Here is a 24,705-nt window from a genome sequence, read left to right as displayed (position 1 = left end):
CGCCGGTCCCGACAGGGCCGCGCCGCCGGCCCGCCGGTCCCGACGGGCCCCGACATGCGGCTGCCCTCCCGGGGCGGCCGGGAGGGCGGGGGAGGAGAGGCGGGGGCGGGTCAGCCGTTGCGCGGGCCCGGGAACGCCGTCGGTCTCACCTCGTCGCGCAGCGCGGGGCTGCCGGCCGTCGGCTGCGTCGGCATCGAACGGGCCGCCGGGACGGTGGGGACCGGGGCGATGCCGGTGCCGACGTTGACCGTGCGGGTCGCCGCGGGCTCCGTGGCCCGGTCCGCGTCGGCCGCCGCCCGGTCCGCCGCGCGGCGGGCGCCGTAGCGCCGGTGCACCGCCTGCTTGGTCACGCCGAGGGCCGAGCCCACCGCGTCCCACGAGAAGCCGAGCGAGCGGTCGAAGTCGACGGCCGCGGTGACCAGGGTCTCGACGCTGTCCCGCAGCTCCTGGGCCAGGCGGACCGTGGGGGCGGGGGCGCGTCCGTAGACGACGAAGCCCGTGGAGGGGCCGGAGCGGCGGGGTCGGTAGACGTTGCCCAGCTGGGCGGTGAGGGTGCGCAGTGCGTCCACCTGCCGGCGGACCCGCTCGATGTCCCGCACCAGCAAGTGCAGGCTCGCCCGGGCCTGGGCGTCGTGGGTTGCGTGGTCGGCCATGAACAAGCCTCTCGAACCGGCGTGAAGAGAAGGTCAACTCCTACGTGACCAACGCGGTCGCGCTCCGCTGGTCACGCTCTGGGGGCGTATGGGCATATGCGTACGCCCCCTGGTGCGGCGCATCGGCGGCCCGCTCCCGCCATAGACTTGTGCGTTGCCCGTCGATTGCCCGTCGTTCGTTCCGTCCGAGAGGTCCGTGTCCTTCCATGAAGCTCGTCTTCGCCGGTACCCCCGAGGTCGCCGTTCCCGCGCTGGACGCTCTGATCTCCTCCGGGCGGCACGAGGTGGCCGCCGTGGTGACGCGGCCCGACGCACCGGCCGGGCGGGGGCGCCGGCTGGTCGCCTCGCCGGTGGCGCAGCGGGCCGAGGAGGCGGGGATCGAGGTGCTGAGGCCGGGGCGGCCGCGCGACCCCGAGTTCCTGGAGCGGCTGCGGCAGATCGCCCCCGACTGCTGCCCCGTCGTCGCCTACGGCGCGCTGCTGCCCAAGGTGGCGCTGGACATCCCCGTGCACGGCTGGGTCAACCTGCACTTCTCGCTGCTGCCCGCCTGGCGCGGGGCCGCGCCCGTGCAGCACGCGCTGATGGCGGGCGACGAGATCACCGGCGCCTCCACCTTCCTCATCGAGGAGGGGCTGGACTCCGGGCCCGTCTACGGCACCCTCACCGAGGAGGTCCGCCCCACGGACACCAGCGGTGACCTGCTGACCCGGCTCGCCTTCGCGGGCGCCGGGCTGCTCGCCGCCACCATGGACGGCATCGAGGACGGCACCCTGCGGGCCGTGCCGCAGCCGGGCGACGGCGTCACCCTCGCCCCGAAGATCACCGTCGAGGACGCCCGGGTCGACTGGGCGGCGCCCGCGCTGCGGGTCGACCGGGTGGTGCGCGGCTGCACCCCCGCCCCCGGCGCCTGGACCACGTTCCGCGGCGAGCGCCTCAAGCTGATCCAGGCCCGGCCCGTGCCGGAGCGCACCGACCTCGCCCCCGGGCAGCTCGCCGTCGGCAAGAACGACGTGTTCGTGGGCACCGGTTCGTACGCCGTGGAGCTGCTGTGGGTGCAGGCCCAGGGCAAGAAGCCGATGCGCGCCGCCGACTGGGCGCGGGGCGTGCGGATCACCGAGGACGAGCGGCTGGGCGCCTGACAGCCACCGCGTAGGCTGGACGGACAGCCCGTTCTGCGATCCGGAGCACCTTTTTCGTGAGCGACCAGCCCCGCCGTCCGCACAAGCCCCACCGCCGCCCCCAGAAGGACCCCGTCCGCATCCTCGCCTTCGAGGCGCTGCGCGCGGTGGACGAGCGGGACGCGTACGCCAACCTCGTGCTGCCGCCGCTGCTGCGCAAGGCCCGCGAGAAGGGCGACTTCGACGGACGGGACGCCGCACTGGCCACCGAGCTGGTGTACGGCACGCTGCGGCGGCAGGGGACGTACGACGCGATCGTCGCCGCCTGCGTGGACCGGCCGCTGCGCGAGGTCGACCCGCCGGTGCTGGACGTGCTCGGACTCGGCGCGCACCAGTTGCTCGGCACCCGGATCCCGCCGCACGCGGCGGTGTCCGCGACCGTCGAGCTGGCCCGGGTCGTGCTCGGCGACGGACGGGCCAAGTTCGTCAACGCCGTGCTGCGCAAGGTGGCCCAGCGCGACCTCGACGGCTGGCTCGAGAAGGTCGCCCCGCCGTACGAGGACGACCCCGAGGATCACCTCGCCGTGGTCCACTCGCACCCCCGCTGGGTCGTCTCCGCCCTGTGGGACTCCCTGGGCGGGTCACGCGCCGGCATCGAGGACCTGCTGGAGGCCGACAACGAGCGGCCCGAGGTCACCCTCGTCGCCCGTCCCGGCCGGTCCACCACCGAGGAACTCCTGCGCGAGGAGGCCGCGGTGGAGGGACGCTGGTCGCCCTACGCCGTGCGGCTCACCGAGGGCGGCGAGCCCGGCGCCGTCGAGGCCGTCCGCGAGGGGCGGGCCGGCGTGCAGGACGAGGGCAGCCAGCTGGTGGCGCTCGCCCTCGCGCACGCGCCCGTGGAGGGCCGTGACGCACTCTGGCTCGACGGGTGCGCCGGACCCGGCGGCAAGGCCGCGCTGCTCGGCGCGCTCGCCGCGGAGCGGGGCGCGGTGCTCCTCGCCTCCGAGAAGCAACCGCACCGGGCCGGTCTCGTGGCGCGGGCGCTCGACGGCAACCCCGGGCCCTACCAGGTCATCACCGCCGACGGGACCCGCCCGCCGTGGCGGCCCGGCTCCTTCGACCGCGTCCTGATGGACGTCCCCTGCACCGGCCTGGGCGCGCTGCGCCGCCGCCCGGAGGCACGGTGGCGCCGCCGCCCCGAGGACCTGGACGGCTTCGCCCCGCTCCAGCGCGAACTGCTGCGCACCGCGCTGGAGTCGGTACGGGTCGGCGGCGTCGTCGGCTACGCCACGTGCTCCCCGCACCTCGCCGAGACCCGGGCGGTCGTGGCGGACGTCCTCAAGCAGTTCCCCGACACGGAACTGCTCGACGCCCGCCCCCTGCTCCCCGACGTACCGGCCCTGGGCGAGGGCCCCGACATCCAACTCTGGCCCCACCTCCACGGCACGGACGCGATGTACCTGGCCTTGATCCGCCGCACAGCCTGACCCACGCACAAAAGGGGCGCGGGGAACTGCGCAACAACCCCCACGCACCGGCACCCAACAACGCACTCCCGCCCCCCCCCCCCCAGGGGCGCGGGGAACTGCGCAACAACCCCCGCCCCCACCCACCCGCACCCGACAACGCACCCCCACCCCACGCACCCCCACCGCCCCAGCCAAGCGCAGCGACATGGCAGGCTTGGGACATGGCCGCGCAGATCAACCCCAGCATCCTGTCCGCCGACTTCGCCCGCCTCGCGGACGAGGCCATGGCGGTCGAGGGAGCCGACTGGCTCCACGTCGACGTGATGGACAACCATTTCGTCCCCAACCTCACCCTCGGCGTGCCGGTCGTGGAGTCCCTGGCCCGGGCGACGGACACCCCGCTGGACTGCCACCTGATGATCGAGGACCCCGACCGGTGGGCCCCCCAGTACGTCGAGGCGGGCGCCTCCTCGGTCACCTTCCACGTGGAGGCCGCCGCCGCCCCGGTGCGCCTGGCCCGCGAGATCCGCGCCAAGGGCGCCCGCGCCTCCATGGCGCTCAAGCCCGCGACGCCCATCGAGCCGTACGAGGACCTGCTCCCCGAGCTCGACATGCTGCTGATCATGACGGTCGAACCGGGCTTCGGCGGCCAGGCCTTCCTCGACATCATGCTCCCCAAGATCCGCCGCACCCGTGAGCTGATCGGCAAGCACGGCCTGCAGCTGTGGCTCCAGGTGGACGGCGGGGTGTCGGCCTCGACGATCGAGCGCTGCGCCGAGGCGGGCGCGGACGTCTTCGTCGCCGGCTCCGCGGTCTACGGCGCCGACGACCCGGCCGAAGCGGTGCGTGCGCTGCGCTCCCGGGCCGAGGCCGCGACCGCCGGAGCGTCCTGGGCGTGCGACCACTGAGCCACAGGTACGTGAACGACTCCCATCCGGGCTGATCGGCCGCGCCGGATCTGCAAGGATGAACGGCGAGTCCAGAGTGTGAACACCAGAGTGTGAACAGCAGTGAGGAGATCGCCGTGTCGGGTATGTCGGCGGGCCGGTCAGCCATGCGGATGGGACCCGCTGAGCTGGTGCAGGCGGCGGCCATGGCCCGCCGCTTCTACCTCGAGGGGAAGTCCAAGATCCAGATCGCCGAGGAGTTCGGCGTCAGCCGCTTCAAGGTGGCCCGCGTTCTGGAGACGGCCCTCGAACGGGATCTCGTGCGCATCGAGATCCGCGTGCCGGCCGAGCTGGACGCCGAGCGCTCCGACGCGCTCCGCGCCCGCTACGGCCTCAGGCACGCCGTCGTGGTCGAGTCCCCGGCCGATGCCGAGGAGACACCCGACCCGGAGAACCTGGGGGAAGTGGCCGCCGACCTGCTCGGCGAACTCCTGAACGAGGGGGACGTACTGGGACTGGCCTGGGGCCGGTCCACCATCCACATGGCGGCGGCGCTGGACCGGCTGCCGCCGTGCACGGTGGTGCAGCTGACGGGCGTGTACGACGCCGGGACCGCCGAGCGCGGCTCGGTCGAGGCGGTGCGCCGGGCCGCCCAGGTCTCCGGCGGCGACGCGCACCCCATCTACGCGCCGATGCTGCTGCCGGACGCGGCCACCGCGGCCGCGCTGCGCAACCAGACCGGGCTCGCCCGGGCCTTCGAGTACTTCGACAAGGTCACCGTCGCCTGTGTCTCCATCGGCTCCTGGGAGCCGGGCATCTCCACGGTGCACGACATGCTCAGCGACGAGGAGCGGGCGCACTACGCCTCGCTCGGCGTCGCCGCGGAGATGTCGGCGCACCTGTTCGACAGCGAGGGGCGGCGCGTCGGACGGGACCTGGGGGAGCGGTGCATCACGGTCAAGGCCGACCAGCTCCGCCGCATCCCCGAGGTGGTGGCGATCGCGGGCGGGCAGCGCAAGGCGGCCGCGATCGACGCGGTGCTGCGGTCGGGGCTCGTCACCAGCCTGGTGACGGACACCTCCGCGGCCGACTACCTGATGACCGCGGGGCCGACCCCCAGGTCCGCGCTGAACCGGGCCGACCCGGACGGCATCTGACCACAGCAGCACAGCAGCACAGCAGCACAGCGCCGAGGAGCCGCGGTGGCAGGGGGACCCGCCGCCGCGGCTCCCGCGCACGCGCCCGTCCTGGAGGATCCTCCCAACGGCCGCTGACCAGCCTGGACGTTCTGCCCGGGTATGACCGCGCGGACGTCATGGGAGAATGAAGTACGTGCTCTTTTCCCCCTGGCACACCTGTCCGGGGGTCACCTCTGATCGACTGGGATGTGCAGCACGTGCGTTTCCTCAACGACATCCAGCCCGCGTACGACCTGACGTACGACGACGTCTTCATGGTGCCGAGCCGCTCCGCGGTCGGATCGCGGCAGGGCGTCGACCTCTCCGCCCCGGACGGCACCGGCACCACGATCCCGCTGGTCGTCGCCAACATGACCGCCATCGCCGGCCGCCGCATGGCCGAGACCGTGGCCCGGCGCGGCGGTCTGGTGGTGATCCCGCAGGACATCCCGATCGACGTCGTCACCGAGGTCGTCGGCTGGGTCAAGAGCCGCCACCTGGTCCTCGACACCCCGATCGTGCTCGCCCCGCACCAGACGGTCGCCGACGCGCTGTCCCTGCTGCCCAAGCGCGCGCACAACGCGGGCGTCGTCGTCGACGCCGAGGGCCGCCCCGTCGGTGTCGTCACCGACCGGGACCTCACCGGCGTCGACCGCTTCACGCAGCTCGAGCTGGTCATGTCCAAGGACCTGCTGCTGCTCGACGCGGACATCGACCCGCGCGAGGCGTTCAACCGGCTCGACGCGGCCAACCGGCGCTACGCCCCGGCCGTCGACGCCGACGGGCGGCTGGCCGGCATCCTCACCCGCAAGGGCGCCCTGCGGGCCACCCTGTACACCCCGGCCGTCGACGCGAACGGCAGGCTGCGCGTCGCGGCGGCCGTCGGCATCAACGGCGACGTGGCCGGCAAGGCCAAGCAGCTGCTCGACGCGGGCGTGGACACCCTCGTCATCGACACCGCGCACGGCCACCAGGAGTCGATGATCAGCGCCGTCCGGCTGGTGCGCGCGCTCGACCCCCAGGTGCCGATCGTGGCGGGCAACATCGTCTCCGCCGAGGGCGTCAGGGACCTGGTCGACGCGGGCGCCGACATCATCAAGGTCGGTGTGGGCCCCGGCGCCATGTGCACCACCCGCATGATGACCGGCGTCGGCCGGCCGCAGTTCTCCGCGGTCCTGGAGTGCGCCGCCGAGGCGCGCAAGTACGGCAAGCACGTGTGGGCCGACGGCGGTGTCCGCCACCCCCGCGACGTGGCGATGGCCCTCGCGGCGGGCGCGTCCAACGTGATGATCGGCTCCTGGTTCTCCGGCACCTACGAGTCGCCGGGCGACCTCCAGCACGACGCCTCCGGACGCCCCTACAAGGAGTCCTTCGGCATGGCCTCCGCGCGGGCCGTGGCCAACCGGACCTCGGAGGAGTCGGCGTACGACCGGGCCCGCAAGGCGCTGTTCGAGGAGGGCATCTCCACCTCGCGCATGTTCCTCGACCCGGCCCGCCCGGGCGTCGAGGACCTGATCGACTCGATCATCGCGGGCGTCCGCTCCTCCTGCACCTACGCCGGCGCCGCCTCCCTGGAGGAGTTCGCCGACAAGGCGGTCGTCGGCATCCAGAGCGCGGCCGGCTACGCCGAGGGCAAGCCGCTGCACGCCAGCTGGAGCTGAACCGGCCGCCCCGCGCGGGCCCGTGGCGCGCAACGCCGCCGGGGGCCCGCGCAACGAACACGCGCGGCGCGCCGAGGAACGCAACGTTCGTGCGGCGAGGCGCAAGGTTGCTGCATTTCACCAGCAACGCCCGGGCTCGTAGGGTTCTGGGCTGTACATAGCTCGGCGGGGACCCCGCTCGGTGGGTCCCTGCTGACGCAGGGCCGCTGCCGGTTCCCCGCCGCCCGGACGGCAGCGACGAAGGAGTCATGCGTGATCGACCAAGGCGCACCCCCGCAAGGGCGCGGTCAGACCGTCCCCCGGACCCCCGGGCTCGGTGCGCGCCTCATGCGCCGCAAGCCCGTGGAAGTGCTGGTCGCCGAGGGCGGCCAGGGCGAGGGCGGAACCCTGCGGCGCTCGCTGGGACTGTGGCAGCTCACCATGATCAGCATCGGTGCCACCCTCGGCACCGGCATCTTCGTCGTGCTCGGCGAGGCGGTCCCCAAGGCCGGTCCCGCGGTCACCCTCTCGTTCGTGATCGCCGGTCTCACCGCGCTGTTCTCGGCCCTGTCCTACGCCGAGCTGGCGGGCACCATCCCGGTCGCCGGCTCCTCGTACTCGTACGCATACGCAACGATGGGCGAGCTGATCGCCTGGGTGTGCGGCTGGTGCCTGGTGCTGGAGTACGGCGTCTCGGTGGCCGCCGTGGCCGTCGGCTGGGGCGAGTACCTCAACGAGCTGCTCGACGGCACGATCGGCGTGACCCTGCCGGACGCCCTGTCCGCCCCGCCCGGCGACGGCGGCGTGTTCAACCTGCCCGCGCTGATCGTCGTCCTGCTCGCCATGGCGTTCCTGCTCGGCGGGGCCCGTGAGTCGGCCCGCGCCAACACCGTCATGGTGGCCGTGAAGATCGCCGCGCTGGTGCTGTTCTGCGCCATCGGCGTGCAGGGGCTGCGCAGCGGCAACTACGAGCACTTCATGCCGCTCGGCATGAGCGGGGTCAGCGCGGCCGGCGCCACGCTGTTCTTCTCGTACATCGGCTTCGACGCCGCCTCCACCGCGGGCGAGGAGGCCAAGGACGCCCAGCGCGACCTGCCCCGCGCGATCATGCTGTCGCTGGTCATCGTCACCGCGCTGTACGTCCTGGTCGCCGCCGTCGCCGTGGGCGCCAAGCCCTGGCGGCAGTTCAACGACTCCGAGGCCGCGCTCGCCCAGATCATGCGCGACGTCACCGGCCAGGGCTTCTGGGCCACGCTGCTCGCGGCCTGCGCGGTCATCGCCATCGCCAGCGTCGTGCTGACCGTGCTCTACGGCCAGACCCGCATCCTCTTCGCGATGTCCCGCGACGGGCTCGTGCCCAAGGTGTTCTCCCGGGTGCACCCGAAGACCGGCGCCCCCCGCGCCAACACCGTGATCGTGTCCCTGTTCTGCGGTGTCCTCGCCGCCGCCGTCCCGCTGGGCCAGCTCGCCGACGCCACCAGCATCGGCACGCTGTTCGCCTTCGCGCTGGTCAACGTGGCCGTCGTGGTGCTGCGCCGGACCCGCCCGCAGATGAACCGCACGTTCCGCGTCCCGCTCTCGCCGCTGCTGCCCGCGCTGGGCTTCGCCTTCTGCCTCTGGATGATGGGCAGCCTGTCCACGGTCACCTGGGTGGTCTTCGGCGTCTGGATGGCGGTCGGGCTCGTGGTCTACTTCAGTTACGGCCACCGCCGTTCCCGTCTCGCCCCGCCCGCACCATCCGAGAAGTGATCGACCGAACGTGCTGAACGATCTCGACGAACGCATCGTGCACGCCCTCGCCGAGGACGCCCGCCGCTCCTACGCGGACATCGGGCACCTGGTCGGCCTGTCCGCGCCCGCCGTCAAGCGGCGCGTGGACCGGCTGCGCGCCACCGGGGCCATCACCGGCTTCACCGTACGGGTCGACCCGGCGGCCCTCGGCTGGCAGACCGAGGGGTTCGTCGAGATCTACTGCCGGCGCCACACCTCCCCGGAGACCATCCAGCGCGGTCTGGAGCGCTACCAGGAGGTGGTGTCCGCGTCCACCGTCACCGGCGACGCGGACGCCGTCGCGCAGGTCTTCGCCGCCGACATGCGCCACTTCGAGCGCGTGCTGGAGCGGATCGCCGGGGAGCCGTTCGTGGAGCGCACCAAGTCCGTGCTGGTGCTCTCCCCCCTGCTGCGGCGCCACTCGGCGGGCTCGCCGACCTGAGGGGGGAAGCCCGGTCCCGCCGTCGGGGGGCCGGGAAACCGCTGGTGCCCCCGTCCGGCCCCGGCCTACGATCGGGACATGACCCGACGACATTGATCCTCCACGAGATCACCTGAGACCCGGCTGACGCGCACCCTGTACGCGTACGCCTTCCTCGACGAGTTCGTCCTGCTGTACCCGGTGTACGCGCTGCTGTTCGCCGACACCGGGCTGTCCCTCTGGCAGATCACCTCCCTGTTCGTGCTCTGGTCGCTGACGGGCGTGGCGCTGGAGGTCCCCTCGGGCGCGTGGGCCGACGCCTTCTCCCGCCGGGCCCTGCTGCGGCTCGGCCCCCTGCTGGGCGCCGTGGGCTTCGCCCTCTGGGTGGCCGTGCCCTCGTACGCGGCCTTCGCGGCCGGGTTCGTGCTGTGGGGTGCCCGCGGCGCGCTCGGCTCGGGCGCGCTGGAGGCGCTGGTCTACGAGGAGCTGGACCGCCTCGGCGCCGCCGACCGCTACGCCCGCGCCATGGGACGGGCCCACGCCGCCGGACAGGTCGCCGTGGTGACGGCGATGGCCCTGGCCGGGCCGGTGCTGGCGTGGGGCGGCTATCCGGCCGTCGGCGCGGCGAGCGTCGCGGCCTGTCTGCTGACCGCGCTGGTCGCGGGCCGCCTGCCGGAGCACCGCACCGGCGACACGGCACTCGAACACTGGGCCGCGAGCCTGCGCTCCGGGCTCGCCGAGGCCCGCCGCGACCGGTCCGTGCGCGGAGCCCTGCTGCTGGTCCCTGCGGTGGCGGCGGTGTGGGGCGCGCTCGACGAGTACACACCCCTGCTGGTCCACGACACCGGGGTTGCGGAGAGCGCCGTACCGTACGCCCTGGTGCTCGTCTGGACCGGGGTGACCGCGGGCAGCCTGCTGGCCGGACCGGGCGGACGGCTCGGTCGCCGGGGCCTCGCCGCGCTGCTGGCGCTCTCGGCGCTCGCGCTGGCCGCCGGCGCGCTCAGCGGCGTCCCGGCGGGCATCGCCCTGGTCGCCGTGGCCTTCGGCGGCTTCCAGCTCGCCACCGTCGTCGCCGACGCCCGCCTCCAGGAGCGCATCGAGGGCACCGGCCGGGCCACCCTCACCTCGCTCGCGGGCCTCGGCACCGAGGCCCTCACCCTCACCGTCTACGGCGGGTACGCCGTCCTCGGCACCACCGCCGCGCACGGCACGGTGTTCGCGGTCTGCGCGGTCCCGTACCTGGTCACGGCCCTGTGCCTGGCCCTGGCACGCGGGCAGCGAAAGATCGTCCGGCGGCCGCGCAACGAATCGCCGCGCGGCGGCCGATGAGCGCAACGAACCGCGCACCAGCGCGCAACGGCTCCGCCTTGTCCGGTTCGCGCGGCCGACCGTACGGTCTACGTGGCCCCCCGACCCCCTCCGCACCGGTGAGGAACACGCATGCGCACAGCCCTGCTCCAGAGCTCCGGCCGCCCGGGCTCGGTCGCCGAGAACCTCAAGGTCCTCGACGAGGCCGCGGGCCGTGCCGCCGCCGCGGGAGCCGGACTGCTGATCACCCCGGAGATGTTCCTGACCGGCTACGCGATCGGCGACGACATCGCCCGCCTGGCCGAGCCCGCCGACGGCGACTCGGCCGACGCGGTCGCCGAGGTGGCCGGCCGGCACGGGCTGGCCGTCGCCTACGGCTACCCCGAGAGGGCGGGGGAGGACGTGTACAACGCCGTGCAGCTGATCTCCGCCGACGGCGTCCGGCTCGCCGGCTACCGCAAGACCCACCTCTTCGGCTGCTTCGAGCGCGACCACTTCACGCCGGGCGCCCAGCAGGTCGTCCAGGCCGAGCTGAACGGGCTCACCGTCGGCCTGCTGATCTGCTATGACGTCGAGTTCCCGGAGAACGTCCGGGCCCACGCCCTCGCGGGCACCGACCTGCTGGTCGTGCCGACGGCGCAGATGCACCCCTACCAGTTCGTGGCCGAGTCGGTGATCCCGGTGCGGGCCTTCGAGAGCCAGATGTACGTCGCCTACGTCAACCGGGTCGGCCCGGAGGGCGACTTCGAGTTCGTCGGGCTGTCCACCCTGGCCGGCCCCGACGGGGTGGCCCGCGCCCGCGCCGGACGCGCCGAGCAGCTGGTGTTCGCCGACGCCGACCCCGTCTTCCTGGCCGCCTCCCGCGAGGCCAACCCGTACCTGAAGGACCGCCGTCCCGGTCTGTACGGGTCCCTGGTCTGACCCCGCCGGCCCGACACCCCCACGCAGTCCCACTTGTGCAAGGAGTCCGTACCCCATGACGTCCACGGTGCCCAACGCCGTCGAGCACACCGACGAGCAGCAGCCGCCGATCACCATGTTCGGCCCGGACTTCCCGTACGCCTATGACGACTTCCTCGCCCACCCGGCGGGCCTCGGGCAGATACCGGCGACCGAGCACGGCACCGAGGTCGCGGTCATCGGCGGCGGCCTGTCCGGTCTGGTGGCGGCGTACGAGCTGATGAAGATGGGCCTGAAGCCGGTCGTCTACGAGGCCGACCAGCTCGGCGGACGGCTGCGCACGGTGGGCTTCGACGGCTGCGACGAGTCGCTCAACTGCGAACTCGGCGCGATGCGCTTCCCGCCGTCCTCCACGGCCCTGCAGCACTACATCGACCTGGTGGGCCTTGCGACCCAGCCCTTCCCCAACCCGCTGGCCGAGGCGACCCCCTCCACGGTCGTCGACCTCAAGGGCGAGTCCCACTACGCCGAGACGATCGACGACCTGCCACAGGTGTACCGGGACGTCGCCGCCGCCTGGGGCAAGTGCCTGGAGGAGGGCGCCGACTTCTCCGACATGAACCGGGCCATGCGCGAGCGCGACGTGCCGCGCATCCGCGAGATCTGGTCCCGGCTGGTCGAGAAGCTCGACAACCAGACGTTCTACGGCTTCCTCTGCGACTCCGAGGCGTTCCGCTCCTTCCGCCACCGCGAGATCTTCGGCCAGGTCGGCTTCGGCACCGGCGGCTGGGACACCGACTTCCCCAACTCGATCCTGGAGATCCTGCGGGTCGTCTACACCGAGGCCGACGACCACCACCGCGGCATCGTCGGCGGCTCGCAGCAGCTGCCGCTGCGCCTGTGGGAGCGCGAGCCGGAGAAGATCGTCCACTGGCCGTACGGCACCTCGCTGAAGTCCCTGCACGCGGCCGGCGAGCCCCGGCCGGCCGTGACGCGGCTGCACCGCACAGCGGGCAACCGGATCACCGTGACGGACGCGCACGGCGACATCCGCACCTACCGGGCGGCGATCTTCACCGCGCAGTCCTGGATGCTGCTGTCGAAGATCCAGTGCGACGACTCGCTGTTCCCGATCGACCACTGGACGGCGATCGAGCGCACGCACTACATGGAGTCCAGCAAGCTGTTCGTGCCGGTGGACCGGCCGTTCTGGCTGGACAAGGACGAGGACACGGGCCGGGACGTCATGTCGATGACGCTCACCGACCGCATGACGCGCGGCACCTACCTGCTGGACAACGGCCCGGACCGGCCCGCCGTCATCTGCCTGTCCTACACCTGGTGCGACGACAGCCTGAAGTGGCTGCCGCTGTCCGCGAACGAGCGGATGGAGGTCATGCTGAAGTCCCTCGGCGAGATCTATCCCAAGGTCGACATCAGGAAGCACATCATCGGCAGCCCGGTGACCGTCTCCTGGGAGAACGAGCCCTACTTCATGGGCGCGTTCAAGGCCAACCTGCCCGGCCACTACCGCTACCAGCGGCGCCTGTTCACCCACTTCGTGCAGGACCGGCTGCCCGAGGACAAGCGGGGCATCTTCCTCGCCGGCGACGACATCTCCTGGACGGCCGGCTGGGCCGAGGGCGCGGTGCAGACCGCCCTGAACGCGGTCTGGGGCGTCATGCACCACCTCGGCGGCGCCACCGACCCGTCCAACCCGGGCCCCGGCGACGTCTACGACGAGATCGCCCCGGTCGAACTGCCCGAGGACTGACCGGGCCGGGGTCCGCGGGGGCGCCGTCCGCGGGGCCGCGTCAGTCGGCCAGCGGGGTCAGCAGCATCCGGCTCGCGAAACCGACCGCCGCGTCCAGGCGGTCGGTGAACCCCTGCGCGACGTCGGGCAGTCCGCGCAGCGCCCACAGGGCGCGGGCCGCCGCCCAGGTGGCCTCGCGGGCCCGCTCCAGGCTCCACGCGCCGAGGAGGTGGGTGAGCGGGTCCGCGATCTGCAGCAGGTCGGGGCCCGGCATCAGCTCCTCGCGGATGTGCTCCTCCAGCGCGATCAGCAGGTCGCCCACCCGGTCGAACTCGTCCTCCAGCTCGCCCGGTTCGCAGCCGAGCGCGTGACAGGCGTCGACCACGGCGAGCGCCAGGTCGTGGCCGATGTGGGCGTTGATCCCGGCCAGCGCGAACTGCAGCGGCCGTACGCCGGGATGGCGCCGCCACTGGAACAGCGGCCGCCAGCAGGCGGGCGGGCGGCGGTCGGAGCAGGCGGCGTCCACGGCCGACAGGTAGCGCTCGGCGAACCGCACGTCCAGCGTGCTCGCCGCGCGCGGGTCCGCGAACCGGCCCGTGTCGAGCTGCCGGTCGACCTCCTGGGTCACGGCCAGGTAGACGCGGTTGAACACCGCGACCCCGTCCCGGGCGGGCAGCGTCGCGGCCAGGGCGCGCATACGGGAGAGGACGGTGTCCACCCCGGTGGTGAGCTGTTCCGAAGGCGGCATGGGACGAAGGGTGGCAGTCCCGGGCCGTGCCGGTGGCCGACCGGCCCGGGACTTCGCCGGAACGGGGGAACCCCGTCCGATGCCGCCCGGGACTACGGCCGGGTGTGCGGGGCCCCTCCGCCACCGGAGCCGGTGTGCGTGTCCGTGTTCGTGTCGTTGTTGTCCGCGTCGTAGGAGCTGGTTCCCTCGTCCAGCAGGGGCTGCTGGGTCTTGAGGTGGGCCGGGGCGAAGGCGCGCAGGGCGTGGTAGCCGGTGATGACGACCAGCGTGCCGAGCGCGATGCCGCTCAGCGAGAAGTTGTCGCTGATCTTCATGGTGACGTTGCCGACGCCGATGACGACGCCCGCGGCGGCCGGGACCAGGTTGAGCGGGTTGCGCAGGTCCACCCCGGCGTTGAGCCAGATCTGCGCGCCGAGCAGGCCGATCATGCCGTAGAGGATCACCGTGATGCCGCCGAGCACCCCGCCGGGGACGGCGGCGACCACCGCGCCGAACTTCGGACACAGGCCGAACAGCAGCGCGAAGCCCGCGGCGGCCCAGTACGCGGCCGTGGAGTAGACCCGGGTCGCGGCCATCACGCCGATGTTCTCGGAGTAGGTGGTGTTGGGCGGGCCGCCCAGCGCGGTGGACAGCATCGAGCCGAGGCCGTCGGCGGAGATCGCCGTGCCGAGCTTGTCGTCCAGCGGGTCGCCGGTCATCTCGCCGACCGCCTTGACGTGCCCGGCGTTCTCCGCGACCAGCGCGATCACCACGGGCAGCGCGACCAGCACCGCCGACCACTGGAACGACGGCCCGTGGAAGGACGGCAGGCCGATCCAGTCGGCGTGGGCCACGCCCGACAGGTCCAGGCGCCAGTGGTCGGTGACCTTGCCGCTCGCGTCGGCCGAGTGGATCCGGCCGAAGACCCGGTCGCCGGCCCAGGACAGGACGTAGCCGAAGACCAGGCCCAGGAAGATGGCGACGCGGGACCAGAAACCGCGCAGGCAGACCACGGCCAGACCGGTGAACAGCATCACCAGCAGGGCGGTCCACTGGTCCTGCGGCCAGTACGTCGACGCGGTGACCGGTGCCAGGTTGAAGCCGATCAGCATGACCACCGCGCCCGTCACCACGGGCGGCATCACGGCGTGGATGATCCGCGCCCCGAAGCGCTGTACGGCGAGCCCGACGGCGAACAGCGCCACGCCGACCACGAACACCGCGCCGGTCACCGTGGCGCTGGTGCCGCCCTGGGCGCGGATCACCGCCGCGACACCGACGAAGGACAGCGAGCAGCCGAGGTAGCTGGGCACCCGGCCGCGGGTCGCCAGCAGGAAGATCACGGTCGCGACGCCCGACATCATGATCGCCAGGTTGGGGTCCAGGCCCATCAGGACGGGTGCCACGAAGGAGGCCCCGAACATGGCCACCACGTGCTGTGCGCCCAGTCCGACCGTCCGGGGCCAGGTGAGCCGCTCGTCGGGGCGGACCACCGCCCCGGGCGCCGGGGTGCGTCCGTCGCCGTGCAGTGTCCAGCGGACGCCAAGATCCATGGTGCGGGTCGCTTTCGTCGTACCGTGCGGTTGTCCGGACCATTGTCACGTGGAACGAGAGGGTGAGCGTCCGCTTAGGATGGGATGCCTGTCCCGTGCACCGAGTTCGCCCAGGAGCGCCCCCGTGACCGCCGAAGCGCCGACCGCCCCCGCCCTGTCGTACGGCCGGCTGATCCCCGTCACCGTCCACTTCGACGACCTGGACGCGCTCGGCCTGCTGCACAACGCGCGCTACCCGCTGCTCGTGGAGCGCGCCTGGACGGAGCTCTGGCAGCAGCACGGGGTGCGGTTCGAGGGCGACTGGGCGGCGGCCGGGGACGCCTGCAACGCGGTGAAGGAACTCCGCGTCACCTACGAGGCCCCCGTCACCCGGCCCGGCACCTACGCCGTGCACCTGTGGCTGGACCGCCTGGGCACCACCGGGCTGACGTACGGCTTCCGCTTCTGCTCGGCCGACGGGGCCACCACCTACGCCCGCGGCACCCGCGTCCTGGTCCGGCTGGACCCGCACACCCTGCGGCCGGCCCCGTGGAGCGACACCCTCAGGACCGCCGGTCGGGAACTGCTGCGGCCGGCCGACTGAGCTTCGGCCGGTTGCGCTCACCGGACCGCAGCACGCCCGCGAAGGCGGCGAGACCGCATGCCAGCACCGTGACCACCGCGAACGACACCGTCAGGTTCGTCGCCTGCGCCACCCCGCCGATCAGGCTCGGGGCGACCAGCCCCGAGGTGTAGGTGATCGTGGCGACACCCGCGATGGCCTGACTCGGGTTGGGGCCGCTGTGGCCCGCCGCCGCGAAGCACAGCGGGACGACCACGGCGATCCCGAGGCCCATCAGCGCGAAGCCGGTCATGGCCACGGCCGGGTGCCCGGCGAGCACGATCATCAGACCGCCGAACGCGGCGAGCACACCGCCGGCCCGCACGGTCCCCACCGAGCCGAACCGGTTGACCACCGCGTCCCCCGCGATGCGGGCCACCGCCATGGTGAGCATGAAGCCGGTCGTGCACGCCGCGGCCAGCCCGGCCGAGGACTCCAGCCGGTCCCGCAGGTACACCGCGGACCAGTCCAGGCTCGCGCCCTCCGCGAACACCGCGCAGAACCCCACCGCGCCGATGAGCAGCGCCGACCGGGGCGGCAGCGCGAACCGCGGGGGCGCCTCGTCCTCCTCGGCCGCCCGCAGGTCCGGCACCCAGCGGCAGACCACCAGGCCCAGCACGGTCAGCACGGCCGCCGCCAGCGCGAAGTGCACCCGGGCGTCCGAGCCGAGGTGGGCGGCGAGGGTGCCCGCCGCCGAGCCGACCAGCGCGCCCGCGCTCCACATGCCGTGCAGCCCGGACATGATCGACTTGCCGAGCCGGTGCTCGACCTCCACGCCCAGGGCGTTCATCGCCACGTCCGCCATCCCCGCGCTGGCGCCGTAGACGAACATCGCCAGGCACAGCGTGAGCAGGTTCGGCGCCAGCGCCGGCAGCACCAGGGACACGGTCCACATCGCGAGCAGGACGCGCAGGGACGCACGGCTGCCGAAGCGGTGCGTGATCCCCCCGGCCAGCGGCATCGCGCAGGAGGCCCCGAACGCCGTGAACGCCAGCGCGAAGCCCAACTGGCCCGAGCTCAGCGAGGCGTGGTCCTGGACCCAGGGCACCCGGGTCGCGAACGTGCCCGTGACGGCGCCGTGCACGGCGAACACGGCCGCCACCGCGTACCGGGCGTGCCGTACCGCGCGCTGTTCGTCCACCACTTCCGTCATCCCGGACCCTCCCCGACGTACGTCTCCCGGTCGTGCCGACGTAAACTATCAGGAACCCTGCCTGATAGATAGCGGGGAGAGAGCGGTTACTCCGACCGCGGCCCCGGTGGCCGCGCCGATCTGGGAGGATCCCCGGCATGCCCGCATCCCCGAGCACCGCCCGGGCCATCAACGACCGGCTCGCGCTGCGCCTGCTCCAGCAGCAGGGCCCGCTCACGGCGGCGCAGCTCAAGCAGCACACCGGCCTGTCCCGGCCGACCGTCGCCGACCTCGTGGACCGGCTCGCCGCGTCCGGCCTGATCCAGGTCGTCGGCGAGGCCGGCGAACAGCGCCGCGGCCCCAACGCCAAGCTCTACGGCATCGTCGCCGACCGCGCCCACCTGGCCGCCCTGGACGTGCGCACCGAGGGCGTCTCGGTGCTGGTCTCCGACCTGGTCGGACGGGTGCTCGGCGAGGCGTCGGTGCCGATCGGCGGCGACACCGGCACCGGACACGCCGTCGAACAGGCGGTGGCGCTCGTGGAGCGGGTGGCGAAGGAGGCGGGCGCCGACCGCCTGCACACCGTGGGGATCGGAGCGCCCGGGCTCATCGACCCGGCCACCGGTGAACTGCGCGACTCCGGGGGCCTGCCCGCCTGGCACCGGCGGCTGGTGGCCGTCCTCCAGGAGCGGCTGCCCGCGGCCCGCGTCACCGTGGAGAACGAGACCAACCTCGCCGCCCTGGCCGAGCAGCGCGACGGCGCGGCCCGGGACCGCGACACCTTCGTGCTGCTGTGGCTGGGCTTCGGCACCGGCGCCGCCGTCGTCCTCGACGGCCATCTGCGCCGGGGCGCCTCCGGCGGCACGGGCGAGATCGGCTTCCTGCCGGTGCCGTGGACGCGGGGCCTGCCGTCGGCGACGGACTGCGCGGGCGGCTTCCACTCCCTGGCCAGCTCGGCGGCGATCACCGAACTGGCCGGGCGGTACGGGGTGACGGCACCGCCCGGCACGGAGGAGCCGCTGGGGGCGGGGCTGGTGCGGGCGGCGGTGCAGGCCGTGTCGGCGGGCGGTGCCGGGGCCGGGGACGCGGGTGTCGTGCCCGTCGGCGTGGCCGGGGCCGGGGGAGCGGGCGTCGGGTCGGCGGGCGGTGCCGCGGGCGCCGGGAGTGCCGAGGGCGGTGCCGGGGCCTTCCTCGACGCCCTCGCCGACCGGGTCGCCCTCGGGGTGGCCTCCGTGGTCGCCGTGCTGGACCCCGGGTGCGTGGTCCTCGGCGGGGAGGTCGGCCATGCGGGCGGGGAGGAGCTGGCCGGCCGGGTGGAGGAGCGGATCCGGCGCATGGCGCCCCTGCCGACCGAGGTGCGCGCCGGCGTCCTGGGCGGCGCCGCGGTGCTGCGCGGGGCGCTGCTGACGGCCCGTGAGGCGGCCCAGGAAGTACTGTTCGCGCCCTTCGACCGCTGAGACCGCGCCCCCGGGCCCTCGGTGGGCTTCGGGGGCGCGGTCCCAGCGGTCGCTGCACGTTGGGAGGCCCGGCGGCGGGCAAGGGCCGTCGTCACCGCCGCCGGGCCCGCTCAGCGGGTCAGCAGGCTCCGAGGTCCTGCCAGACCCCCCACTCGCCCGTGGTGCCGGGCTCCTCGCCCTTGGTCCACCACTTGGCCTTCCACGAGTGCCCCTTGTGGGAGACGACAGTCCCCCCGGGGTACTCGCTCGTGGTGTTCCAGGCGGCCGCCGTGCAGGCGCCGTTGGACGGGGAGGGGCTGCCGGACGGGGAGGGGCTGCCGGAGGGGGAGGGGCTGGTGGACGGTGAAGGGCTGCCGGACGGGCTGGGGCTGCCCGAGGGGGACGGGCTCGGGCTGGTGCCCGGGTTCACCACCGTGGTCCCGCGGGCCAGGTCCCCGGCCAGCGCGTACGTCCGGCCGCCGAACGTCACCGTCCAGTTGGACGGCGTCGACACCGGCAGGTAGTACACGAAGTCCAGCTCCACCGACGCCCCGGGGGCCAGCGTCTGCCAGCTCGGCAGCTTCAGCGACACGCGGTGGTAGTCGCCCTTGAGCCCGCCGACGTTGCTCCCGGTGTGGTCGCTGCGGATCACCGAGGTGCCCCAGCCGGACTGGTCCTTGGCGTTGCCGGGCGCGGAGGTGCCGTAGTCGAACTGGAACTCCGTGCCGCCCGGCAGCGTCACCTGGGTGTTGTTGGTGATCTTCAGCTTGGGGCTGATCGGGTAGTTGGAGTCGCCGAGCGGGAACTGACCGAAGTCCACGCCGATGTCCAGCGCCTGGGTCGGCAGGTCGGTGGTGGCCCGCTTGGCGCCGTACGGGGAGGCCGACTTGAACTTGTCGTACATCGCGGAGGTCAGCGTGGAGCCGGGCTCGTACTGTCCCTTGGCCGCGTTCCAGCCGTAGTCCCCGGCCAGCTCCCACACCATCGTGCCGCCGATGCCGTGGGAGACCACGTAGTCGGCCTTGGCGTTCACCGACTGCTCGTCCTCCGTGGACAGGAACACCTTCTTCTCGGCGTTCCACAGCCAGGGCGCCACCAGCGTGGCGTCGTACTTGCGGGCGTAGGTCCCGGTGAGCTTGGTGCCGGCCGGGAAGCCGTAGCGGGTGACGTAGTCGCCGACGACGCCCTTCTCCAGGTTCTTGGCGTGCCACATCGGGTTGGACCCGGCGGGCGCCTCCCGGCCGGCCGTGTCCTGGTCGTGCCAGAGGTTGTCGATGCCGACGGCGCCGTCGCCGCACTTGGTCAGGCCGGACCCGGCCGGGCAGGTGGTGGTGGCCGCCCTGCCCCACAGGCCGTCGGTGCCGCCGGTGACGTTCTTGAAGCCCCGGGTGTAGTACGGCAGCCCGATGTTGATCCGGCCGGCCGGCATCGACCCGCGGAAGTAGTGGTAGGCCCAGTCGGTGTTCAGGTAGCCGGTGCCGCCGTACTGGGAGGTGGAGTAGACGCCCGCCGCCGCCAGCTCGGCGTCCTTGCCGTCGTCGAAGAGCGAGGCGTTGGGCCCCACGTACTCGTTCCAGGCGCCGTGCAGGTCGTAGGACATGATGTTGACGTAGTCCAGGTACTTCTGGACCTGGAAGGTCTCCATGCCGCGCAGGAGGTAGCCGGAGGAGGGGGCGGCGACCGACAGCAGGTAGTGCCTGCCGTCCGACGCGCCCGCGCGGTCCAGCTTCTCGCGCAGCGTCTTCATCAGCGCCGCGTACCCCTTGACCAGGCCGGCCCGGCGGGCGTTGGACAGGGACCAGTCAAGCGGGTTGCCCGAGTCCTTCATGGTCGTCGGGTACTCGTAGTCGATGTCGACGCCGTTGAAGCCGTACTTCCGGACGAAGTCCACGGCCGAGTTCGCGAACGTGTCGATGCCGGCCTGGTTGACCGAGCCGTCGGCGTTCGTGGCCACGGCGTAGAAGCCGCCGGAGTTCACCCGGGTGCCGCTGTCGTCGAAGTAGCCCCCGGTCTCGGCCCAGCCGCCCACCGAGATCAGCGTCTTGACGTTCGGGTGCTGCTTCTTGAACTTGTTCAGCAGGTTGAAGTGGCCCTGGTACGGCAGCGCCGGGTCCATCTCGGCCCCCGCCACGCCCGGCCAGGTCATCCCGGTCGCCGCGTTGGCCGCGCCGTCGGCGCCCACGGAGATCCGGTTGCCGCCGTCGACGTGCGCGAAGGCGTAGTTGACGTGGGTGACCTTGTCCCACGGGATGTCCGGGGCCAGGTAGGCGGGCGTGCCGTCCTTGCCGGTGCGCCAGCCGGTGAAGTAGCCGATCACCCGGCGCTGGTGGTCGGGGCCCATCTTCTCCCGGCCGGCCGAGTCGTAGACCGAGCAGTACGGGACCTGGACGCCGGGGGTCTGGTACAGCCCGTCGGGTCGGCAGGCCTCCTGGTCGGCGGCCTGCGAGACGGTGGCCGGGAGCCCGGCGAGCAGCAGGCCGGCGATCGCCGCGACGCCCGCGTACAGCGCGGGTCCCGGGCGGCGGCGGGGATGACGTGAGGGGGACGGCACGGTCGGTTCCTCTCCACGGAAGTTGCGCAGACCCTAGAGAGGACTAGACCACTGCGTCAATAGGTATGGACCAATCCCAAGGCATCGGCGCCGGCGGGGAGTTGGCGGTCGGGGCGCAGGGGGCGTCGCGGGAGGATCCGGAGAAGTCCCCACTCGTCGCTTGTGAGCCAGCCCACACGGCTCACCCGCGTGGACGCCGAGCGGTCGTGGCACACTGGCCCTGTACCAACAGCAGCGCACTCCGGGGTCGGTGAAAGTCCGAACCGGCGGTTACAGTCCGCGACCCGGTCGCTTCCAGCGACCGGTTGACCAGGTGGAATTCCTGGACCGACGGTTAAAGTCCGGATGGGAGGCAGTGCGCGGCGGGCGAGCATGCGTGCGCGCCGCCGATCCAGCTCGTCCCCTGGGACGAGTCCGTCCGGCGTCGCTCCCGGCGTTCTCGCGCGTTCCTTCTGTCGTCTCGACAGGCCCCGGAGTCCGTGCCCGAAGAGGCAGGAGGACCCGGGAAGTGTTCACCGGAATCGTCGAAGAGCTGGGCGAGGTCACGGCCGTCGAGACCCTCGACGACGCGTGTCGCTTCCGGCTGCGCGGCCCCGTCGTCACCGACGGCGCGAAGCACGGAGACTCCATCGCCGTCAACGGCGTCTGCCTCACGGTCGTCGAGCACGAGGGCGACGAGTTCACCGCCGACGTCATGGCGGAGACCCTCAACCGCTCCAGCCTCGGCGCCCTCACCGTCGGCTCCCGCGTCAACCTCGAGCGCCCCACCGCCGTGGGCGCGCGCCTCGGCGGGCACATCGTCCAGGGACACGTCGACGGCACCGGCGAGATCGTCGCCCGCACGCCGTCCGAGCACTGGGAGATCGTGGAGATCTCGCTGCCCGCGCACCTGTCCCGGTACGTCGTGGAGAAGGGCTCCATCACCGTCGACGGCATCAGCCTCACGGTCGTCGAGGCGGGCACCGACCGCTTCACCGTCAGCCTCATCCCCACCACCCTCGCCCTGACCACGCTCGGCCGCAAGCAGCCCGGCGACCCGGTCAACCTCGAGGTGGACGTCGTCGCCAAGTACGTCGAGCGCCTGCTCGCGGCGGGACAGGCGGGACAGGAGGCGGCACGGTGAACTGGCTGAACTCCGAGGCCTTCGTCCTCTTCGACCAGCACATCATCTGGTCCGACATGATCGGCAACATCCTGGGCCTGATCGCCCTCGGCCTCGGCTGGCGCCGGTCCCTCATGACCTGGCCCGTGCAGTTCCTGTCCGGCCTGGTGCTGTTCACCGCCTTCTACGGCCACCTCGCCGGCAGCGCCGGCAAGCAGGTCGTCGTCATGGTCGTCGCGCTCTACGGCTGGTGGCAGTGGCAGCGCGGCCGGGGCCGGGCCGACGACGGCCGGATCACCGTCCGCTTCGCCGGCTGGCGCGAGCGCGGCGCGATGCTGGCCGCGGCCGCCGCCGGCACCGTCGCGGTGGCCCTGCTGTTCAAGGCGTACCCCAGCCTGTCCTGGGACCCCTGGCCCGACGCCTACATCTTCGTCGGCACCATCGTCGCCATGTACGCCCAGGCCAAGGGCATGGTCGAGTTCTGGATCGCCTGGCTGCTCGTCGACGTCGTCGGCGTCCCGCTGAACTTCGCCAACGGCTACGCCTTCTCCGGCTTCGTCTACGTCATCTACGGCGCGCTCGTCCTGTGGGGCCTGCGCGACTGGTGGCTGCGCTCCCGCCGGGACCCGCGGCCCACTCTGGAGGGAGCACCGGCATGAGCACGGCACCGATCCTCTACAGCACCGACGGCATCGAGGACTTCGCGCTCGACCCGGTCGAACAGGCCGTCGCCGACATCGCGGCCGGCCGCCCGGTCGTGGTCGTCGACGACGAGGACCGCGAGAACGAGGGCGACCTCGTCATCGCCGCCGAGATGGCCACCCCCGAGATCGTCGCCTTCATGATGAGCGAGTGCCGGGGCCTGATCTGCGTCCCCATGGAGGGCGACGAACTGGACCGGCTCCAGCTGCCGCAGATGGTCCAGGACAACACCGAGTCGATGCAGACCGCCTTCACGGTCTCCGTCGACGCCTCCGGCGCCCACGGCGTCACCACCGGCATCTCCGCCGCCGACCGCGCCACCACCCTGCGGCTCCTCGCGGGCGGCGACGCGGGACCGGGCGACTTCGTCCGCCCCGGCCACGTCTTCCCGCTGCGCGCCCGGCCCGGCGGCGTCCTGGTGCGCAACGGCCACACCGAGGCCGCCGTCGACCTGGCCCGCCTCGCGGGGCTGCGCCCGGCCGGCGCCATCGTGGAGATCGCCGGCGAGGACGGCCGCATGCTGCGGCTGCCCGAGCTGATCCCCTTCGCCCGCAAGCACGGCCTGACGATCATCTCCATCGAGGACCTGATCGCCTACCGCCGCGGCGCCGAGCCCACCGTGCGCCGCGAGGCCGAGGTCCACCTGCCCACCACGCACGGCACCTTCACGGCGTACGGCTACCGCTCCACCGTCGACGGCGTCGAGCACGTCGCCCTGGTCCACGGCGACCTCGGCGACGGCCAGGACGTCCTGGTGCGCATGCACTCCGAGTGCCTGACCGGCGACGTCTTCGGCTCGCTGCGCTGCGACTGCGGCCCCCAGCTCGACGCGGCCCTGGAGCGCGTCCGCGCCGCCGGCCGCGGGGTCGTCGTCTACCTGCGCGGACACGAGGGGCGCGGCATCGGCCTGCTGTCCAAGCTGCGCGCCTACGAACTCCAGGAGCGCGGCCACGACACCCTGGACGCCAACCTGGAGCTCGGCCTGCCCGCCGATGCCCGCGACTACGGCGCCGGCGCGCAGATCCTCACGGACCTCGGCGTGCGCAGCGTGCGCCTGATGACCAACAACCCCGACAAGTCCGACGCGCTGGCCCACCACGGCATCACCGTCTCCGCGAGGGAGCCGATGCCCGTCCAGGCCGACGAGCACAACATCCGCTACCTGCGCACCAAGCGGGACCGGATGGGTCACGACCTGCCCTGGCTGGACACGGCCCCCGTGTCCCCCTGCGGCACCCAGTGACACCGAGCAGGACCCCCAGCGCATCGAGCAACACCCGCACAGGCACTGAAGGAGACACGTGAGCGGCAAGGGTGCACCGGAGCTGTCCGTACGCAATGTGGGCGACCTGCGGGTCGCCGTCATCGCGGCGCAGTGGCACGAGAAGGTGATGGACGGCCTGGTGGACGGCGCCCTGCGCGCCCTGCACGAGCTGGGGATCGACGAGCCGACCCTGCTGCGCGTGCCCGGCAGCTGGGAACTGCCGGTGGTGGCCAAGGTGCTGGCCGGCCGGGGCTACGACGCGATCGTCGCCCTCGGCGTCGTCATCCGCGGCGGCACCCCCCACTTCGACTACGTGTGCCAGGGCGTCACCCAGGGCCTGACCCAGGTCTCCGTGGACACCGGCGTGCCCGTCGGCTTCGGCCTGCTCACCTGCGACACCGAGGAGCAGGCCCTGGACCGCGCGGGTCTGCCGGGCTCGAACGAGGACAAGGGGCACGAGGCGGTGACGGCCGCCGTGGCCACGGCGGCCACGCTCCGCTCAGTATCCGAACCGTGGCACTAGGTCCCGCGGCACAGCGC

The 24,705-nt window shown here is 73.0% G+C and carries 21 protein-coding genes and 1 riboswitch; of the genes, 16 read left to right on the top strand and 5 right to left on the bottom strand.

Annotation, left to right across the window (positions count from 1 at the left end; all coding sequences use genetic code 11):
• Positions 1 to 110: 110 nt before the first annotated feature.
• Positions 111 to 653, bottom strand: coding sequence for a hypothetical protein (locus tag E4U91_RS06170; protein ID WP_137305896.1), 543 nt, complete (start codon positions 651 to 653; stop codon positions 111 to 113).
• 206 nt (positions 654 to 859) lie between these two features.
• On the opposite strand from E4U91_RS06170, the gene fmt reads away from it, so the two are divergent.
• The 10 genes from fmt (at position 860) to E4U91_RS06120 (ending at position 13,118) form a co-directional block, all read left to right on the top strand.
• Positions 860 to 1,792, top strand: coding sequence for a methionyl-tRNA formyltransferase (gene fmt, locus E4U91_RS06165; protein ID WP_137305895.1), 933 nt, complete (start codon positions 860 to 862; stop codon positions 1,790 to 1,792).
• Between the two features lie 56 nt (positions 1,793 to 1,848).
• A complete protein-coding gene (locus E4U91_RS06160; protein ID WP_137305894.1) occupies positions 1,849 to 3,258 on the top strand; it encodes an RsmB/NOP family class I SAM-dependent RNA methyltransferase in 1,410 nt (469 codons plus the stop codon).
• A gap of 203 nt (positions 3,259 to 3,461) precedes the next feature.
• A complete protein-coding gene (gene rpe / locus E4U91_RS06155; RefSeq protein ID WP_137305893.1) occupies positions 3,462 to 4,148 on the top strand; it encodes a ribulose-phosphate 3-epimerase in 687 nt (228 codons plus the stop codon).
• Positions 4,149 to 4,240: 92 nt separating this feature from the next.
• Complete coding sequence (locus E4U91_RS06150) at positions 4,241 to 5,284, top strand: sugar-binding transcriptional regulator (RefSeq protein ID WP_137305892.1); 1,044 nt, start codon at positions 4,241 to 4,243, stop codon at positions 5,282 to 5,284.
• 230 nt (positions 5,285 to 5,514) lie between these two features.
• Positions 5,515 to 6,966, top strand: a complete 1,452-nt coding sequence (locus E4U91_RS06145; RefSeq protein ID WP_137305891.1) for a GuaB1 family IMP dehydrogenase-related protein — start codon at positions 5,515 to 5,517, stop codon at positions 6,964 to 6,966.
• Positions 6,967 to 7,218: 252 nt separating this feature from the next.
• Positions 7,219 to 8,694 (top strand): amino acid permease, encoded by a 1,476-nt coding sequence (locus E4U91_RS06140; RefSeq protein ID WP_137305890.1) that lies wholly within the window; start codon positions 7,219 to 7,221, stop codon positions 8,692 to 8,694.
• 10 nt (positions 8,695 to 8,704) lie between these two features.
• On the top strand, positions 8,705 to 9,157 hold the full coding sequence (locus tag E4U91_RS06135; RefSeq protein WP_137305889.1) for an Lrp/AsnC family transcriptional regulator: 453 nt from the start codon (positions 8,705 to 8,707) through the stop codon (positions 9,155 to 9,157).
• Positions 9,158 to 9,280: 123 nt separating this feature from the next.
• Positions 9,281 to 10,465 (top strand): MFS transporter, encoded by a 1,185-nt coding sequence (locus tag E4U91_RS06130; protein WP_137305888.1) that lies wholly within the window; start codon positions 9,281 to 9,283, stop codon positions 10,463 to 10,465.
• A gap of 111 nt (positions 10,466 to 10,576) precedes the next feature.
• A complete protein-coding gene (locus E4U91_RS06125; RefSeq protein ID WP_137305887.1) occupies positions 10,577 to 11,365 on the top strand; it encodes a carbon-nitrogen hydrolase family protein in 789 nt (262 codons plus the stop codon).
• A 55-nt stretch (positions 11,366 to 11,420) separates the two neighbouring features.
• Positions 11,421 to 13,118, top strand: a complete 1,698-nt coding sequence (locus tag E4U91_RS06120) for a flavin monoamine oxidase family protein (RefSeq protein WP_137305886.1) — start codon at positions 11,421 to 11,423, stop codon at positions 13,116 to 13,118.
• 40 nt (positions 13,119 to 13,158) lie between these two features.
• On the opposite strand, the gene E4U91_RS06115 is transcribed toward E4U91_RS06120, so the two are convergent.
• Both E4U91_RS06115 and E4U91_RS06110 read right to left on the bottom strand, forming a co-directional pair.
• Positions 13,159 to 13,845 carry a DUF5995 family protein gene (locus E4U91_RS06115; protein ID WP_137305885.1) on the bottom strand — a complete coding sequence of 229 codons (687 nt, stop codon included), beginning with the start codon at positions 13,843 to 13,845 and terminating at the stop codon, positions 13,159 to 13,161.
• 92 nt (positions 13,846 to 13,937) lie between these two features.
• The gene (locus tag E4U91_RS06110) at positions 13,938 to 15,377 is read right to left on the bottom strand and encodes a uracil-xanthine permease family protein (protein ID WP_241678516.1); all 1,440 of its coding nucleotides are present in this window, start codon (positions 15,375 to 15,377) and stop codon (positions 13,938 to 13,940) included.
• Positions 15,378 to 15,501: 124 nt separating this feature from the next.
• Here E4U91_RS06110 and E4U91_RS06105 point away from each other — a divergent pair, with 124 nt between their 5' ends.
• The gene (locus tag E4U91_RS06105; protein ID WP_137305884.1) at positions 15,502 to 15,960 is read left to right on the top strand and encodes an acyl-CoA thioesterase; all 459 of its coding nucleotides are present in this window, start codon (positions 15,502 to 15,504) and stop codon (positions 15,958 to 15,960) included.
• On the opposite strand, the gene E4U91_RS06100 is transcribed toward E4U91_RS06105, so the two are convergent.
• Entirely contained in the window at positions 15,920 to 17,131 is a 1,212-nt protein-coding gene (locus E4U91_RS06100; protein WP_137305883.1) for an MFS transporter, read from the bottom strand. The genes E4U91_RS06105 and E4U91_RS06100 overlap by 41 nt on opposite strands.
• A 137-nt stretch (positions 17,132 to 17,268) precedes the next feature.
• On the opposite strand from E4U91_RS06100, the gene E4U91_RS06095 reads away from it, so the two are divergent.
• Entirely contained in the window at positions 17,269 to 18,567 is a 1,299-nt protein-coding gene (locus E4U91_RS06095; protein ID WP_137305882.1) for an ROK family transcriptional regulator, read from the top strand.
• Positions 18,568 to 18,685: 118 nt separating this feature from the next.
• Here E4U91_RS06095 and E4U91_RS06090 read toward each other — a convergent pair whose 3' ends face one another.
• A complete protein-coding gene (locus E4U91_RS06090) occupies positions 18,686 to 21,097 on the bottom strand; it encodes a chitinase C-terminal domain-containing protein (RefSeq protein ID WP_137305881.1) in 2,412 nt (803 codons plus the stop codon).
• Positions 21,098 to 21,329: 232 nt separating this feature from the next.
• Positions 21,330 to 21,460: riboswitch (FMN riboswitch) on the top strand.
• A 145-nt stretch (positions 21,461 to 21,605) separates the two neighbouring features.
• Here E4U91_RS06090 and E4U91_RS06085 point away from each other — a divergent pair.
• The 4 genes from E4U91_RS06085 to ribH are packed head-to-tail and all read left to right on the top strand — an operon-like array spanning position 21,606 to position 24,688.
• Positions 21,606 to 22,220, top strand: coding sequence for a riboflavin synthase (locus E4U91_RS06085; protein ID WP_137305880.1), 615 nt, complete (start codon positions 21,606 to 21,608; stop codon positions 22,218 to 22,220).
• A complete protein-coding gene (locus E4U91_RS06080; RefSeq protein WP_137305879.1) occupies positions 22,217 to 22,858 on the top strand; it encodes a nicotinamide mononucleotide transporter family protein in 642 nt (213 codons plus the stop codon). The genes E4U91_RS06085 and E4U91_RS06080 overlap by 4 nt, the downstream gene beginning before the upstream one ends.
• Positions 22,855 to 24,144, top strand: coding sequence for a bifunctional 3,4-dihydroxy-2-butanone-4-phosphate synthase/GTP cyclohydrolase II (locus E4U91_RS06075; RefSeq protein ID WP_137305878.1), 1,290 nt, complete (start codon positions 22,855 to 22,857; stop codon positions 24,142 to 24,144). The genes E4U91_RS06080 and E4U91_RS06075 overlap by 4 nt, the downstream gene beginning before the upstream one ends.
• 58 nt (positions 24,145 to 24,202) lie before the next feature.
• Complete coding sequence (ribH, locus tag E4U91_RS06070) at positions 24,203 to 24,688, top strand: 6,7-dimethyl-8-ribityllumazine synthase (protein WP_137305877.1); 486 nt, start codon at positions 24,203 to 24,205, stop codon at positions 24,686 to 24,688.
• Positions 24,689 to 24,705: the final 17 nt, after the last annotated feature.

Source organism: Streptomyces lasalocidi, assembly GCF_005280215.1.
Classification (GTDB): Bacteria; Actinomycetota; Actinomycetes; order Streptomycetales; family Streptomycetaceae; genus Streptomyces; species Streptomyces longwoodensis.
This window is presented reverse-complemented; position numbering and strand designations above follow the sequence as displayed.